Here is a 15339-nt window from a genome sequence, read left to right on the forward strand (position 1 = left end):
CTTCGCGGGCACGTCGGATCGCCGCACCGCCGCTCCCACAGGTACAGCGCATGCCTCAAAGGCTGTGCAGTACCTGTGGGAGCGGCGGTGCGGCGATCCGACGTGCCCGCGAAGAGGCCCGATCAGGCGCCGACGAGTGCCGGCTGGCCTTCATTCTCCGGATGCAGCGGCAACAGCGGCGAATGCGGGTCGTTCTTTATCGACGCACGCCACACATCGATCCATGCCGCGTTGTGCTCGGCCCACACCTGTTCGTGCAGGCGGCTCAGCGCCACCGGGTCGCTGAGCAGGGCCAGGCGGGTGTTGAGGTCCAGCCCCTTCGGCCCGACCTCCATCGCCTTGGCCACACGCTCGGCACGCAGCGCCTCGATCGGTGCCGCCTGGCCGTGACGGGCAGTGGCCATGGCGCAGGCCAGGGCGTTCTGCCGCGGGTCGACCACAGCGCGCACGAAGCCGTCATGCAGGGCATGCCAACGGTTTTCGTGGGTGTACTGGTCGGTCGCCAGCAGCTCCTGCGGGGTGGCGTACTCCTCGGGGATGAGGAACAGCTTCTCGTCCTTGGCCGCCAGGCCCAGGCGGGTGCGGCTGGAAATCACCGAAACCGGGATCGACAGCACCAGCGAACCGACGATCGGCGCCAGCCACCACAGGAAGCTCGGGTTCAGCCAGGCCACCAGCGCCGCCCAGGCAATCCCCAGCAAGGTCTGTGGGCCGTGGCGGCGCACGGCTTCGCTCCAGGGCGTGGAGTCGTCGTCACGCTGCGGCGAGTTCCAGGTCGCTGCCCAACCGAGGAACGCGGCCAGCACGAAGCGGGTGTGGAAGATCATGCGCACCGGCGCCAGCAGCATGGAGAACAGCATCTCCATCAGCATCGACAGGGTGACCTTGATCCGCCCACCGAACTCGGTCGCGCCCTTGGCCCAGATCAGGATGACGCTGAGCAGCTTGGGCAGGAACAGCAGCACGATGGTGGTGGAGAACAGCGCCACGGCCTTCTCCGGGTGCCACTGCGGCCAAAGCGGGTAGAGCTGGTACGGCTCGATGAAGTACTGCGGCTCCATCAACGTGTTGGTCGCCAACAGCGCGGTCGACAGCACCAGGAACAGGAACCACAACGGCGCCGACAGGTACGACATCACCCCGGTGAGGAACACCGCGCGGTGCACCGGGTGCATGCCCTTGACCAGGAACAGGCGGAAGTTCATCAGGTTGCCGTGGCACCAGCGGCGGTCACGCTTGAGCTCGTCGAGCAGGTTCGGCGGCAATTCTTCGTAGCTGCCCGGCAGGTCGTAGGCGATCCACACGCCCCAACCGGCACGGCGCATCAGCGCGGCCTCGACGAAGTCGTGGGACAGGATCGCACCGGCGAACGCGCCCTTGCCCGGCAACGGCGCCAGGGCGCAGTGCTCGATGAACGGCTTCATGCGGATGATCGCGTTATGGCCCCAGTAGTGCGACTCGCCCAGCTGCCAGAAGTGCAGGCCGGCAGTGAACAGCGGGCCGTACACGCGGGTGGCGAACTGCTGCAGGCGCGCGTACAGGGTGTCCATGCCCGAGGCTTTCGGCCCGGTCTGGATGATGCCGGCGTCCGGGTTGGCCTCCATCAGGCGCACCAGGCTGCTCAGGCACTCGCCGCTCATGACGCTGTCGGCGTCGAGCACGACCATGTACTTGTACTCGCCACCCCAGCGACGGCAGAAGTCGTCGAGGTTGCCGCTCTTGCGCTTCACCCGGCGCCGGCGGCGGCGGTAGAAGATGCGGCCGAAACCTTTGGTTTCGCGGCACACATCGAGCCAGGCCTGTTGCTCGGCCACGGCGATGTCGGTGTCGTTGGTGTCGCTGAGCACGAAGAAGTCGAAACGGTCGAGGTTGCCGCTGGCGGCTACCGACTCGAACGTCGCGCGCAGGCCGGCGAACACCCGCGGCACGTCCTCGTTGCAGATCGGCATCACCAGCGCGGTGCGCGCCTCGGGCGCGATCGGCTCATTACCGGCGCTGCTCCCCGAGATCTTGTATTTGTCGCGCCCGGTGAGCAACTCGAGGAAGCCCATCAGTGCGGTCCAGAACCCTGCAGACACCCAGCAGAACAGGATGCCGAACAGAACCAGGATGGAGGTTTGCAGGGCATACGGCCACACCTGCACCACGGTGTCCCACAGCGGCTGGTTGGCCACTTCGTCGAAGTCCACGAACGACCAGCCCTGGTACGGCAGGATACCCTTCATGTACCAGCCGGCGACGATGGTCTGGCCGATCATCAGCGCCAGCAGGATGTAACGGCGGATCGAACCGACCGTGCGCCAGCGCGCCGGCGGCAGCTCGCGCTTGGGCGGCTGCGGCGCATTGGCACGGCCGGTCATGCGTCGCCACATGCGGATCAGGATGTTGGTGCGCCATGGCTCGGGCACGACCTTGGTGCGCTTGATCGGCGGAGCGATCTTCAGGCACAGGCGGCCGCTGCTGTCGACGCCGAGCATCTCGGCGTCTTCCAGCTCGGCGGCGCTGCCTACGGTCAGGCGCGGGCCCACCGAGGCCTGCACGGCCTCGGCAGAGCTGGCGGCCGGGTTGGCCGCCAGGCGTTGGTGCAGCTCACTGAAGGACGTGCAGCTGGCGAGTTCCGCCCGTTGCTCGTCGCTCAGTGGTAGGTGGGCCAGGTATTCGCGCAGCGATTCCGGCCTTGCGCTTGAGTTACTCATCGGCAGGCAACTGATAGCTCCAGGTCTCGGTCAGCACCTTCTCGGTGGTGGCCGGGGTCCCGTTGGTGGGCGCCGCATCGGCGGCAGGTTGTTCGGCCTTGGCGGCTTTGTCGGCCTTGGCATGCTTGGCTGCAGCCTTGTCCTGCTTGGCTTCCGCGGCAGGCTTGGTGGTTTCGACCGGCACGTCACGCACCAGCGCGGCACGCATTTCGGTCGACTTGTTGGCTTCCTTGACCTTCAGCCGCAGGGTCAGGCGCCAGCCCTTGGTCTCAGGGTTATAGCGCAGGTTGTTCTCGACCACCTCGGCGTTGTCGCCGACGCTGATCTGGCTGCGCACGGCGGTGTCTTCCGGCAAGGCCGCCAGCGCCGGGCCGGCGAAGTCGACCAGGAAGGCCACGCTGCCGTCAGGCTGGCGAATCAGGTTGGATTGCTTGACGTCACCGGTCGAGCGCAGGGTCTGCTTGACCCAGCCCAGCTCGGGGGCCTGGAACTTCGGCTCGTCGATGGTCCAGTGCAGGCGGTAGGCATACTCGAACGGCTTGCCTGGCTCAGGCAGCTTCTCCGGGCTCCAGAACGCCACGATGTTGTCGTTGGTTTCGTCGGCGGTCGGGATTTCGACCAGGTCGACGGTACCCTTGCCCCAGTCACCCTTCGGCTCGATCCAGGCGCTCGGGCGCTTCTGGTAGTTGTCGTCGAGGTCTTCGTAGTCACTGAAGGCGCGCTGGCGCTGCATCAGGCCGAACCCGCGCGGGTTCTCGACGCTGAAGTTGCTCACGGCCAGGTGTTTCGGGTTGTTCAGCGGGCGCCACAGCCACTCGCCATTGCCAGCATGGATCGACAGGCCTTCGGAGTCATGCAGGGCCGGGCGATAGTTGAGGACCTTGGACGGCTGGTTAGGGCCGAACAGGTACATGCTGGTCAACGGGGCGATGCCCAGGCGGCTGACGTGATCACGCAGGAACACGCGGGACTGCACGTCGACCACGGTGTCGTTGCCAGGGCGCAGGGTCAGCTTGTAGGCGCCGGTGGAGCGCGGCGAGTCGAGCAGCGCGTAGATCACCAAGTGCTTGTCGGTCGGCTTGGGCTTCTCCACCCAGAACTCGGTGAAGCGTGGGAATTCCTCGCCCGACGGCAGCGCGGTGTCGATGGCCAGGCCACGCGCCGACAGGCCGTACACGTGGCCCTTGCCGACCACACGGAAATAGCTGGCGCCAAGCAGGGTCATGATCTCGTCCTGCTTGTCGGCCTTGTTGATCGGATACAACACGCGGAAACCGGCGTAACCCAGGTTCTTGGTGGTTTCCGGGTCGTGCGGCACGTCACCGAACTCGAAGCGGCTCGGGTCGTACTTGATTTCCTCGACCTTGGTGGCGGTGACCTGGTTGATCTTCACCGGCGTGTCGAAGTGCATGCCCTGGTGATAGAACGACAGCTTGAACGGGGTCTTGTCCTTGGCCCACTCGGCCTTTTCCTGCAGGAAGTGGATTTTCTGGTAATCCGCGAACTTCATGTCGCGGAACACTGCCGGCAGGTTGCTTTTGGGGGCTTCGTACTTCTGACCGGCCAGATCCTTTGCCTTGGCTGCAACATCGTCAAGATTGAATGCCCACAGCTGGCCCGCGCTCATCAGGCCGACCAGTGCCACACTGGCCATCAGAGCCTTGCGCAGCCCGTTGCCGGGGATTCTTGATGCTTTTTGTGGACTAACAATCACGAGCAACCCTCGCCGAAAACAGATCATGAAACCAACGGCCAGCGACAAATGCCGGGTTGGCGAGCACTGTTCGGACCCCGTGAGGGCGTAATGATTCCCCAAACGGATCCAGACCATGCTCGAGTCAAAGTGAAACGAACCTGCGAACGCAGGTCCATGCAGCGCGCGATTATCCAGCAGGTCGCGTTACAACGCATCAGGCTGGAACAACTATTTATCGTACAAAACCCCTTGTTTTCCTGTGAACAGGGGGTTTTTCGACCTCATATTTGTAACATAAATGTTACGGGGCCATCATTGACCAGGTGTACCTGCATGTCCGCGCCGAATTGCCCGCTCGCCACGTCGCCATGCCGGGCCTTGGCCTGCTGCACAAGATAGTCGAACAACTCGGCGCCAAGGGCCGGTGGCGCCGCCGTCGAAAAGCTTGGACGCATGCCATTGCGGGTATCCGCCGCCAGGGTGAACTGGGAAACCAGCAACAGCCCGCCGCCAACATCTTTCAGCGACAGGTTCATCTTGCCCTGCTCATCGCTGAATACCCGGTAGTTCAACAATTTGTGCAGGAGCTTGTCGGCATGCTCAGGCGAATCCCCAGGTTCGACCGCCACCAGCACCAGCAACCCCTGGTCGATGGCGCCGACGATTTCCCCGGCCACCTCGACCCGTGCGCCACGCACGCGCTGCAACAGGCCCTTCATGCTTCTTCCAGGGGCAGGTCGAGCAAGCGTCGGGCCATTTGGTCGGCAGCCCGCACCAGGGCATCGGTGATGCCGGGCTCGGAAGCCGCGTGGCCGGCGTCGCGGATCACCTTCAGCTCACTGTTCGGCCAGGCCTGGTGCAACGCCCAGGCGTTGTCCAGCGGGCAGATCACGTCGTAACGACCGTGCACGATCACTGCTGGCAGGTGGGCGATCTTCGGCAGGTCGCGGATCAGCTGGTCCGGCTCGAGGAACGCGTTGTTCATGAAGTAGTGGCATTCGATGCGGGCGATCGACAAGGCCCGCTGCGGCTCGGAGAAGCGGTCGACCACCAGCGGATTGGGACGCAGGGTGGCAGTGCGGCCTTCCCAGGTGGACCAGGCCTTGGCGGCATGCATCTGGGCGATCTGGTCGTTGCCGGTCAGACGCTTGTGGAAAGCCGCGACCAGGTCGCCGCGCTCTTCCGGCGGGATGGGCGCGATGTAGTCCTGCCAGTAGTCGGGGAACAACCGGCTGGCGCCCTCCTGGTAGAACCAATGGATTTCCTGCGGCCGGCACAGGAAGATGCCGCGCAGGATCAGGCCGTGCACCCGCTCGGGGTGCGTCTGGGCGTAGGCCAGGGCCAGGGTAGAACCCCACGAGCCGCCGAACAGCACCCACTTGTCTATGCCGAGGTGCTCGCGGATACGCTCCAGGTCCTCGACCAGGTGCCAGGTGGTGTTGTTCTCCAGGCTCGCATGTGGCGTGGAGCGGCCACAGCCGCGCTGGTCGAAGGTGATGATGCGATACAGCGTCGGGTCGAAGTAGCAGCGGCTCTGGGCATCGCAGCCAGCCCCCGGGCCACCGTGAATGAACACCACCGGCAGACCTTCTGGCGAGCCGCTTTCGTCGACATACAGCACATGCGGCGCTTCCACGGCCAGATCGTGCCGGGCGTAGGGTTTGATCTGCGGGTACAGGGTCTGCATTGCGCACTCCGTGTGAGGATTATTCGGCCGTGGGCCATCATAAACCTGAATTGCGCTTTCAGCACCGTCCTCGCTGATACGTCCGCTGTGCAGCGGCAGACATATCTACCCCACACGGGCCAGGCCCCCCGGTGATAGTCCGTTGCCCTATCAAGCGAGGCCGCCGCTATGCCAAACCCAGCGATTTCCCAGCCCGGCGTTCACTACGCCACCATCGAACGCAAGATCCCCGCCTGGCTCAAGCTTGCCCCGCCCGAAACCCACCGCACGATGCGCAACTGGCAACAGGCCCCCGCCTGGCTGTCGGCAGCGATCCAGCGACAACCGGACATCGCCAGAGCATGGCAGGAAGAACACGGCCGGCATCGCGAGCATCAGGCGCAGGTGCACAAACTGTTCGAGCAGCTACCAGACCTGGAGACCTACGCCAGCGAAACGCTCACCGCTGCCATCCGGCAGCGCTTCGGGCTTGACCTGGACGTACGCAATACCTACCTGGTCGACGCCCGCCTGATCAACCCAAGCAATGCCATCGGCAGCCGTCAGGCGATCGACCGGGCCACCCGTTCGCTGCTCCACTGCGCGTTGCACAACTTCGACCAGGACGCCGCGGCAGAGCATGGCATGGACGTGCCCGGCGCCTTGCTGGAAAAGTCGGTGATCCTCGACCACCGCCGCTTCATGGGCACGGTGCCGATCACCAATGCCGTGGCAATCCCCGCCGAAGCTTTCGCCGACTTGTGCCGTACCCTCGATATCGGCGGCAAGTACCACGAGCAGTTGCATGCCATCTATTACCCTGCGGGCATGCCGCAAGCAGAGGCCGACGAAGCCGCACTGGCCGTCTATGAAACCCTGGGGCGCGCCGAAGTCTCGGCGTTCAGGCAGGCCCTGCATTTCGCCCGGCTCAAGGGCGATATCAGCGAACAACTGTACACCGCTGCCCTTGCCGCGCCCCTTGACCAGGCGCCGTCGCCCCGCTCGGCTGTAACCTTCAGCCTGCTCGACTTGTGGGAGGCGGAACTGACCGGCGTGGTGCTCATCACCCTGCACGCCGTCGATCATCAGGCCGTGGCCCTGTACATCCCGCAAGACAGCCTGCTGCCGCTCAAGGAGTTCGCCAGCCAGGAAGCCTTGATGGCCGAGCTCGGGGAACGGCTGCAGGCCGATATCCACTATCTGGACAAGCACATCGCCGACCGCGACAAAGCCTCGATCACGGCCCGCCTGAGGGACCGGCTCACCCCGCTGGGCTGGAGTATCCGAGGGGTCCGTGAGCCTGTTGCCGACCCGCATGCCACCCTGTATCCCGTAGCCACACCGTTCAGCCACGCATTCCAGGGTGTCATGGCGTTTCAGAAAGCCCAGCGCCATGAAAAGGATGCGCTGTTCCATGCCGTGCCGACCGAAATCGTCGACCGGCGCACCGCGCAGGCGCACCGGGAACTGATAGCCGGGCGTGTACTCACCGGCCTGAACATCGCCGGTTTCTTCGTGCCGGGGCTGGGCGAGGCGATGCTGGCTGTGTGTGTGGCCCAGCTGGCTTTCGAGGTGTATGACGGCATCGAAGCCTGGGAAAACGACGAACGCGACATTGCCTATGGCTACCTGGTCGATGTCATCGAAAATGTGGCGATCATGGCGGCCCTCAGCGCGGCGGCCAAGGCCTTGAGGGAAGCCCAGGGCGGCGCAGCCGGCAGCGCAGCGGAGGCGCCAGCAGTTGATGACGCCGACGAGGAACAACCGGAAGTAGAGCGTATTCCCGTTGAAACGCCGTCGTTCATCGAGGAACTGGACGATGTGGAAATGCCCGATGGCCAGGTCAGGCTGTGGAAACCTGACCTTGCCCCGTACCGCAGCACCGAGGCGCTGCCCGCAGGCCTGGAGGCGGACGCGCTCGGCCTGCGCCAGCACAATGGCAGGCACTGGCTGGTTGTGCAGGGCGACCAATACATTGTCAGGCAGGAACCAGCAACCGGCGAATACCGCCTGCAACATCCGCAAGACCCTGGCCGCTATCAACCACCCTTGCGGCATAACGGCGCCGGCGCGTGGCTGCTCGGAACGGATCGGCCGCTGAGCTGGACAGGCACACAGTTGCTGCGCCGTATCGGCCACTTGAACGCGCATTTCGACGAGGCGACGCTAGAGCGCATCGTTGCCATCAGCGGCAGCGACGAAGATCAACTGCGCCGGGCCCTGGCGACCAACCAGCGGCTGCCGGCATTGCTCGAAGACACCTTGCAGCGATTCAGGCTGGACGACACCCTCCGCCTGCGCCCTGGCGCCAGCACGCGACCTGCCGAATTCCACAGGGCCTACAGCGCCCTGCCGATCGCACCCGCGCCGGGTGCCGAGGCCCTGCAGCGGGCCTACCCACGGTTGCCAGCAGTGGTGGCCAATGAACTGGCCCGCGCCGCCGACAGCAACGAGCTGCAGATGCTCGGCAACGGCAAGGTGTCACTGCGCCTCAACGAAGAAATTCGCGTCTACCAGCAACAGATCCGCCTGGCCCGAGCCTACGAAGGGCTGTACCTGGCCTGCGTGGCGAACTGGGACAGCGACCGCCTGATCGTACACACCCTGGCGCAGCTACCGGGCTGGCCCGCTGCAACTCGAGTGCGGCTGCTGCAGCGTCTGACCTGGCCGGCACAGGACTATGAGCTGGGCCCGCTGGAGGGTCACCCGTACAAAACCATTACCCATGCCGAGGCCGGGTACATCGTTCACGACGATAGCCAGCCGGGTGCAGTGGTGAACCTTTACCCCAGCCTTTACGCGGCCTTGTACCAGGCTCTGCCAGCAGCCATGACGGAAATGCAGATTGCCGACCAGCAGGCGCTAGAGCAGCTGGTCCAGGAAAGCCCGTTACTCCCCCGCCCGGCGCTGAGGGCGCTGCTGCGCATGCAGCCGGTGCGCCCCGGTTACCGCTCGCCCATGCGCCTGGCCGATGGCCGCCTGGGCTACCCGCTCAGTGGCGGCGGCGCAGCTGCACAAGGCATTAGCCGCGCACGCCTGCTCGAGGCCGTCGAGGCGACCGGGCTGGCCACCCGTACCGGCCGCTCGGCAGAGCAGATTCTGCGCGATCTTTCCCGCAGCCGTACACCGCCGCAAGTGCTCGAGCATCTGCAGGCATTGCTCGAACAGCGCAACGAACTGCAAAGCCGGCTGGATGACTGGAGCGAAGCCATATCACCGGCAACCGACCAGGCAGCACGCGACTACGACAGCCTGCGCGAGTCGATCCTGCAGCACTGGCACGACATCGCGCTGGACGAAACTGCCGAACGTGCTGCCGAGCTGCGTATTACCCGCGTCCCCATGGCCGATATCCCCCTGACCCTGCCCGACTTCTTCACCACCCGGGTGCGTAACCTGAGCCTGGTCGACCTGCCATCAGGATCGCTGGCAGGCTGGGCGCAGAACGAGCGCCTGCTGCAACGCCTGCTCGGTCAGATGCGAAACATCGAGTCACTGGAGATCAGTCGCCCCTACGACCCCAGGGCAACACCCTCGTCCTTCGTGTTCAGTGTGCCGACCATCACCGAGAGCCTGCCACGCTTGCAACGCCTGACATTGACCAATCAGAACATCGCGCTGTCCGAGAGCGACCTGAACCTGTTGTCCGGGCTTGGCCAATTGCGCTATCTGGACTTGAGCGGCAATCGGCTGGCGCAGAACAACAGCCCCAGCTTTCACGAGCTGACCCTCGATTACCTGGGGCTGAACCAGATGCAATTGTCACAATGGCCCATCGGCATTGGCAGCGATGCCCTCGGCCGCATTGGCCACCTGTCCCTGCGCGACAACAATCTCCGGGGCTTGCCCGCGTTTCTGCTCAATGAAGCAGCGACCCTGGCCACCCCGCCCGTCATTTCGCTGCAGGGCAACAGCATCAATGCAAACGACCTGCAGCGTTTGCTGCTTACCGAGGGCGTCGACCTGTCCGGAATCGCCATTGACCAGCCCGTCGCGCTCAGTGAGCAACTCAGCCGTATCCGCAGCGAGCGCCAGCAGATGCGGGACGCAATCGATGGCTGGGCCCACGCCTCCAGTTCGAGCAACCCACTGACCCAGGAGGCACTGGCGGACAGGCAGCGCATCGAGGCCGCGATCAGTGAGTTCTGGCAACAACAGGAGCGGGGGCTGCAGTACCTGCGCCTGCAACTCGAGGACGTGGCCATCGAACACTTCCCCCGGCGGCTGCCGGCCTTCTTCGGCGAGCGCGTACGAGCGCTGAGCTTGACTCGCCTGCGTGGCAGCGCTTCGCAGCTCGACGAACTGCTGCGCCGCTTTCCCAATGTCACCCGGTTGACCATCGATGCCCACCAGGCAGCTACCCCTGCGCTGACCTCTGCCCTGGCGCGGGTACCTCAACTCACCTACCTGGAGTTTCGCAACATGGACCTGGAGGTCGACCAGTCCATGCTCGACATCTTCGCGCGCCTGGAACACCTTACCTCGATAGACCTGTCCGGCAACCGCGCGGGCAGCATCAGTCAGGTGCCCGCACAGCTGTCGCGCAACCTGCAATCACTGGCGCTGACCAACATGAACCTGCAGGCCTGGCCAAGCTGGTGTGACAGCCTGTTGCCCCTCGAACTGCTGGACTTGAGCTCGAACAACATCAGCGAGTTGCCCGAGCACATCCTGTCCAACCTGAACAACCCGATGCCGATCTCGTCGATCGCCCTGTTCGATAACCCATTGCCGCTCGATACCATCCTGCGCGTAAGGGCATTTTCGGACAGCCAGCACAGTTATTCCTTCGCCCTGGATATCCCAGGCAACCTGCAACTGGTCAACTCTTCGAGTGAAGGCTCACTCGACCACCCGCACTTTCCTCTGCTGGGCGACGATACGCCGAGGCTGGAGGACTGGCTGCTGGGCAACGAGGCGCAGAACGAAGCACTGCAGGACTGCTGGCAGCGGCTGGAGGGCAGCGACCTGCTGCGCCTGGTGGGCCGCTTGCACAATGCTGCGCCCTATGTCGACCCGAACACGCGAAACACCTTCTGCGAGCGGGTACGCCTGATGCTGGTGGCGGCGCTCAGCAACGAGGTAGAACGCGCAACGATGGAGCAGATCGCCCAGGAAGGCTTGCCCCACCCTGTGACCGGGGCGCAGACCTGCCATGACGGTGCATTGCAGACCTTCAACAACATCGAACTGTATCTGATGAACCAGCACTTGCTGGTCGACGCAGGCGATACGCTGCAAGCGCTGCGTCGGCGCCTGCTGCAGCTGTTCCGGATCGATCAGCTGGAGGAACTGGCCGAACACCGGACTGGCTCGGGAGACATAGTCTCGGTGAGACTGGCCTACCGCCGCGACCTGGCCAAGGAGCTGGACCTACCGATCGCTGACAGCATGCGTTTTCGCGGTGCAGCGAACCTGGCGCGCGGTGAGCTGTCCAGCGTACTGGACAAGGTCCGCCAGCGTGAGCTGAGCGATGCACTGGTCGACTACATGCTGGCGAACAGCGACTGGACCACGCGCCTGCGCGCCGAACATGCCGATCGCTTTGCCGAAATAGAGGCACGCTACCGTCTGCGCGTACTCGAGCTGGCCAGCATGGACCACCCGCTTCAGGATGAGTTGAACCTGCAGCAAGGCCTGCAGGAAGACAAGAACCACGAAGAGCAAGAGCTGCTGCGCGAACTTACCCTCGCGCAGATCAACAGCGACGCTGGCAACTGACCCCTGCTGCCTGGCGACGCGCATGCCCTGCATCGCGTCGCCGTTTTCAAGCGCCGAAGTCTACCGCCCGTACCGCTCAGCGCCCCACGCCAGCAGTGCCTGCAACAACCCCCTCAGTACCTGCTGCGTCGGCCGGGCCAGGTCTTCACGGTAGGTGAACGGCTCGGTTTCCTCCATATAGGTGCTTTGCGCCAGCTCCAGCTGTACCGCGTGGACATGGTTGGCCGGGTCGCCGTAATGACGGGTGATATGCCCCCCCTTGAAGCGCCCGTTGAGCACATGGCTGTAGCCTTGCGCCTGGGCACATACCGCTTGCAACCGCTCGGCCAGTTCCGCATCGCAACTGGCGCCGTTGAAGGTGCCCAGGTTGAAATCCGGCAGCTTGCCGTCGAACAGGTGCGGAATCCGCGAACGGATCGAATGGGCATCCCACAGCAAGGCGTAGCCGAACTGCTCGCGCAGCCGGTCCAGCTCACGGCGCAGGGTGCTGTGATAAGGGCGCCAGATCTGCTCCAGATAGGCCGCACGCTCTTCGCCTGTCGGTTGCATGCCGGGCTGGAACAGTGGTTCGCCCTCGAACAGCGTGGCCGGGTACAGTCCGGTGGTGGCGCCGGCATACAGCGGCTTGTCGTCATCCGGCCGGTTCAGGTCAATGACGAAGCGTGAATACTCAGCGGCTACCACACTGGCGCCCAGCTCGCGGGCGAAATCGTACAGCCGCGGGATATGCCAGTCGGTGTCCGGCAGGCTGCGCGCCGGCTCGACCAGGCCGTCGCGCACGGCGTCGCTCAGGCGCAGGCCGGCATGCGGCATGCTGATCAACAGCGGCAGGTGGCCTTGGTGAAAACTCAGTACCTTGTCCATCGCGTCTCACTCAATTGGGAATTTCCCGGCCCAGGCGCACCACGCGCTTGGGCAGGTCACCGCCCAGCCAGTAGGCCAGGTCGGCAGGGCGTTCGATCTGCCAGGCGACGAAGTCGGCCACCTTGCCCACTTCCAGCGAGCCGTGGCTAGCGCCCAGGCCCAGCGCCGTGGCAGCGTGCAAGGTAACGCCGGCCAAGGCTTCTTCCGGGGTCAGGCGGAAGCAGGTGCAGCCCATGTTCAGCATCAGCCGCAGCGACAGCCCTGGCGAGGTGCCGGGGTTGAGGTCGCTGGCCAGGGCAATCTTCACCCCGTGGCGGCGCAGCGCGTCCATCGGCGGCAACTGGGTTTCGCGCAGGAAGTAGAACGCCCCCGGCAACAACACGGCGACCGTGCCAGCCTTGGCCATGGCGATGGCATCTTCCTCGGTCATGAACTCCAGATGGTCGGCCGACAGCGCCTGGTAGCGCGCCGCCAGGCTGGAACCATGCAACGACGACAGCTGTTCGGCGTGCAGCTTGACCGGCAGGCCCAGCTCGCGGGCCTTGATGAACAGCCGCTCGACCTGGGCTGGGGAGAACGCCAGGTGCTCGCAGAAGGCATCCACTGCGTCCACCAGGCCTTCGGCAGCCAGGGCCGGCAGCATTTCGTCGCAGATGTGGGCGATGTAGTCGTCGGCCCGAGCGGCGTACTCCGGCGGCAGGGCGTGCGCCGCCAGGCAGGTGCTACGCACCGTCAGCGGCAGTTCGTCGGCCAGGCGCCGGGCCACGCGCAGCATCTTGCGTTCGTTGGCCAGGTCCAGGCCGTAGCCGGACTTGATCTCGATAGTGGTCACGCCATCGCGCATCAGCGCCTGGACCCGCTGACGGGCACTGGCGAACAGCTCGTCTTCGCTGGCCGCGCGGGTCGCCCGCACAGTGCTGGCGATACCACCACCCTGGGCGGCGATTTCGGCATAGCTCACGCCCTGCAGACGCTGCTCGAACTCGCCGCTGCGGTTGCCGCCGAACACCGCGTGGGTGTGGCAGTCGATCAGCCCGGGGGTGACCCAGGCGCCGCCCAGGTCCACCGTGTGTTCAGCCTCGACTGGCGCCAGCTCGGCGCGCGGGCCGATCCATTCGATCAGCCCGTCACGGGTGACGATGACCGCGTCTTCGATGGCCGAGTAACGGCCCTCGGCCATGGTTGCCACATGGCAGTGCTGCCAGAGGGTTGTCATGCACAATCTCCTTTGCTAGCGGTGCAGCTCGGCCGGCTCCGCTGCCGGCTGGCCCTGCCCGGCGCGCGGCTTGCACCACAGCAGGTAGGACGCCACCAGGAACACCACCCAAAGCACGCCGACGAGCAGCGCCGCCTGGGTATCGGGGAAGTAACCGAGCACACCAAAGATGAATACCATGAACGCAATGGCCATGGCCGGGCCGTAAGGCCAGAACGGTACCGGGAATTGCAGTTGGGCCACCTGGTCGCGGCTCATGCTGCGGCGCATGGCCACCTGGGTGAGCAGGATCATCAGCCACACCCATACGGTAGCGAAGGTCGCAATCGAGGCGATCAGCAGGAACACGTTTTCCGGGATCAGGTAGTTGAGCAGCACGCCGATCAGCAGTGCGGCGCCCATCACCACCACGGTCATCCACGGCACGCCATGCCTGGACAACTTGCCGAAGCCGCGCGGGGCGTGGCCTTGCTGGGCCAGGCCATACATCATGCGGCCTGCGCCGAAGATGTCGCTGTTGATGGCCGAGATCGCGGCGGAAATAACCACGATGTTCAGCACCGCGGCGGCAGAACCGATGCCCAGGTTGCTGAAGATCTGCACGAACGGGCTGCCCTGGCTGCCAATTTGCGGCCACGGGTACAGGCACATCAGCACCAGCAGGGTGAGTACGTAGAACAGCAGGATGCGCAGCGGCACGGCATTGATCGCCTTGGGGATCACGCGTTGCGGGTCCTTGGCCTCACCGGCGGTGACGCCGATGATCTCGATGCCGCCGAAGGCAAACATCACTACCGCAAAGGAGGCGATCAGGCCACCCACGCCGTTGGGCATGAAGCCGCCGTGCTCGAACAGGTTGCCGATACCCACCGCCTGCGCGCTGCCTGCCTGGCTGAAACCGAAGGCCATGATGCCGAGGCCAGCCAGGATCATCGCCACGATGGCGCCGACCTTGAGCAGCGACAGCCAGAATTCCATCTCGCCAAATACCTTGACGTTGCACAGGTTGAGCCCGCCGATCACAAAGACGATGCCCAGCACCCAGATCCAGCGGGCCACCTCCGGGAACCAGAAGCCCATGTAGATCCCGAAGGCGGTGACGTCGGCAATGGCGACGATGACCATCTCGAAGGCGTAGGTCCAGCCGAGGATGAAGCCGGCCATGGGGCCGAGGTAGGTGCTGGCGTAGTGGCCGAACGAGCCGGCAACCGGGTTGTGCACGGCCATTTCACCAAGCGCGCGCATGACCATGAACACGGCAGCGCCCCCGATCAGGTAGGCCAGCAGCACGGCCGGTCCGGCCATCTGGATGGCCGAAGCGGAGCCGTAGAACAGCCCGGTGCCAATCGCGGAACCGAGGGCCATGAAACGGATATGGCGGGCTGACAGGCCGCGCTTGAGAGCTTGAGCTTGTTGCATGTCACGTCCTTGAGTTGTTTTTGTGGTCGTGAGATCGAAGGGGCCGCACAGCGGCCCCAGG

The 15339-nt window shown here is 64.7% G+C and carries 8 protein-coding genes; 1 reads left to right on the plus strand and 7 read right to left on the minus strand.

Annotation, left to right across the window (positions count from 1 at the left end):
* Positions 1–122 precede the first annotated feature (122 nt).
* From mdoH to pip, 4 genes are all read right to left on the minus strand, one after another.
* The gene (gene mdoH, locus ACJA3S_RS23870) at positions 123–2696 is read right to left on the minus strand and encodes a glucans biosynthesis glucosyltransferase MdoH (RefSeq protein WP_406820210.1); all 2574 of its coding nucleotides are present in this window, start codon (positions 2694–2696) and stop codon (positions 123–125) included.
* On the minus strand, positions 2689–4410 hold the full coding sequence (locus tag ACJA3S_RS23875; protein ID WP_218576019.1) for a glucan biosynthesis protein G: 1722 nt from the start codon (positions 4408–4410) through the stop codon (positions 2689–2691). Before ACJA3S_RS23875 ends, mdoH begins: the two co-directional genes overlap by 8 nt.
* Positions 4411–4673: 263 nt before the next feature.
* Positions 4674–5111 carry a D-aminoacyl-tRNA deacylase gene (gene dtd, locus ACJA3S_RS23880; protein WP_406820211.1) on the minus strand — a complete coding sequence of 146 codons (438 nt, stop codon included), beginning with the start codon at positions 5109–5111 and terminating at the stop codon, positions 4674–4676.
* Positions 5108–6079 (minus strand): prolyl aminopeptidase, encoded by a 972-nt coding sequence (gene pip, locus ACJA3S_RS23885; protein WP_186672301.1) that lies wholly within the window; start codon positions 6077–6079, stop codon positions 5108–5110. Before pip ends, dtd begins: the two co-directional genes overlap by 4 nt.
* A 168-nt stretch (positions 6080–6247) precedes the next feature.
* On the opposite strand from pip, the gene ACJA3S_RS23890 reads away from it, so the two are divergent.
* Positions 6248–11779 (plus strand): dermonecrotic toxin domain-containing protein, encoded by a 5532-nt coding sequence (locus tag ACJA3S_RS23890; RefSeq protein ID WP_406820212.1) that lies wholly within the window; start codon positions 6248–6250, stop codon positions 11777–11779.
* A gap of 60 nt (positions 11780–11839) precedes the next feature.
* On the opposite strand, the gene hutG is transcribed toward ACJA3S_RS23890, so the two are convergent.
* From hutG to ACJA3S_RS23905, 3 genes are read right to left on the minus strand one after another with little or no spacing between them, the layout of a single operon-like run.
* Positions 11840–12643, minus strand: coding sequence for an N-formylglutamate deformylase (gene hutG, locus ACJA3S_RS23895; protein ID WP_406820213.1), 804 nt, complete (start codon positions 12641–12643; stop codon positions 11840–11842).
* Between the two features lie 10 nt (positions 12644–12653).
* Positions 12654–13859: an imidazolonepropionase gene (gene hutI, locus ACJA3S_RS23900; protein ID WP_406820214.1), complete on the minus strand. Its 1206-nt coding sequence runs from the start codon at positions 13857–13859 to the stop codon at positions 12654–12656.
* A gap of 15 nt (positions 13860–13874) precedes the next feature.
* Positions 13875–15278, minus strand: coding sequence for an amino acid permease (locus tag ACJA3S_RS23905; protein ID WP_406820215.1), 1404 nt, complete (start codon positions 15276–15278; stop codon positions 13875–13877).
* Positions 15279–15339: the final 61 nt, after the last annotated feature.

The sequence above is a fragment of the Pseudomonas sp. KnCO4 genome, assembly GCF_045344305.1.
Taxonomy (GTDB): Bacteria; Pseudomonadota; Gammaproteobacteria; order Pseudomonadales; family Pseudomonadaceae; genus Aquipseudomonas; species Aquipseudomonas anuradhapurensis.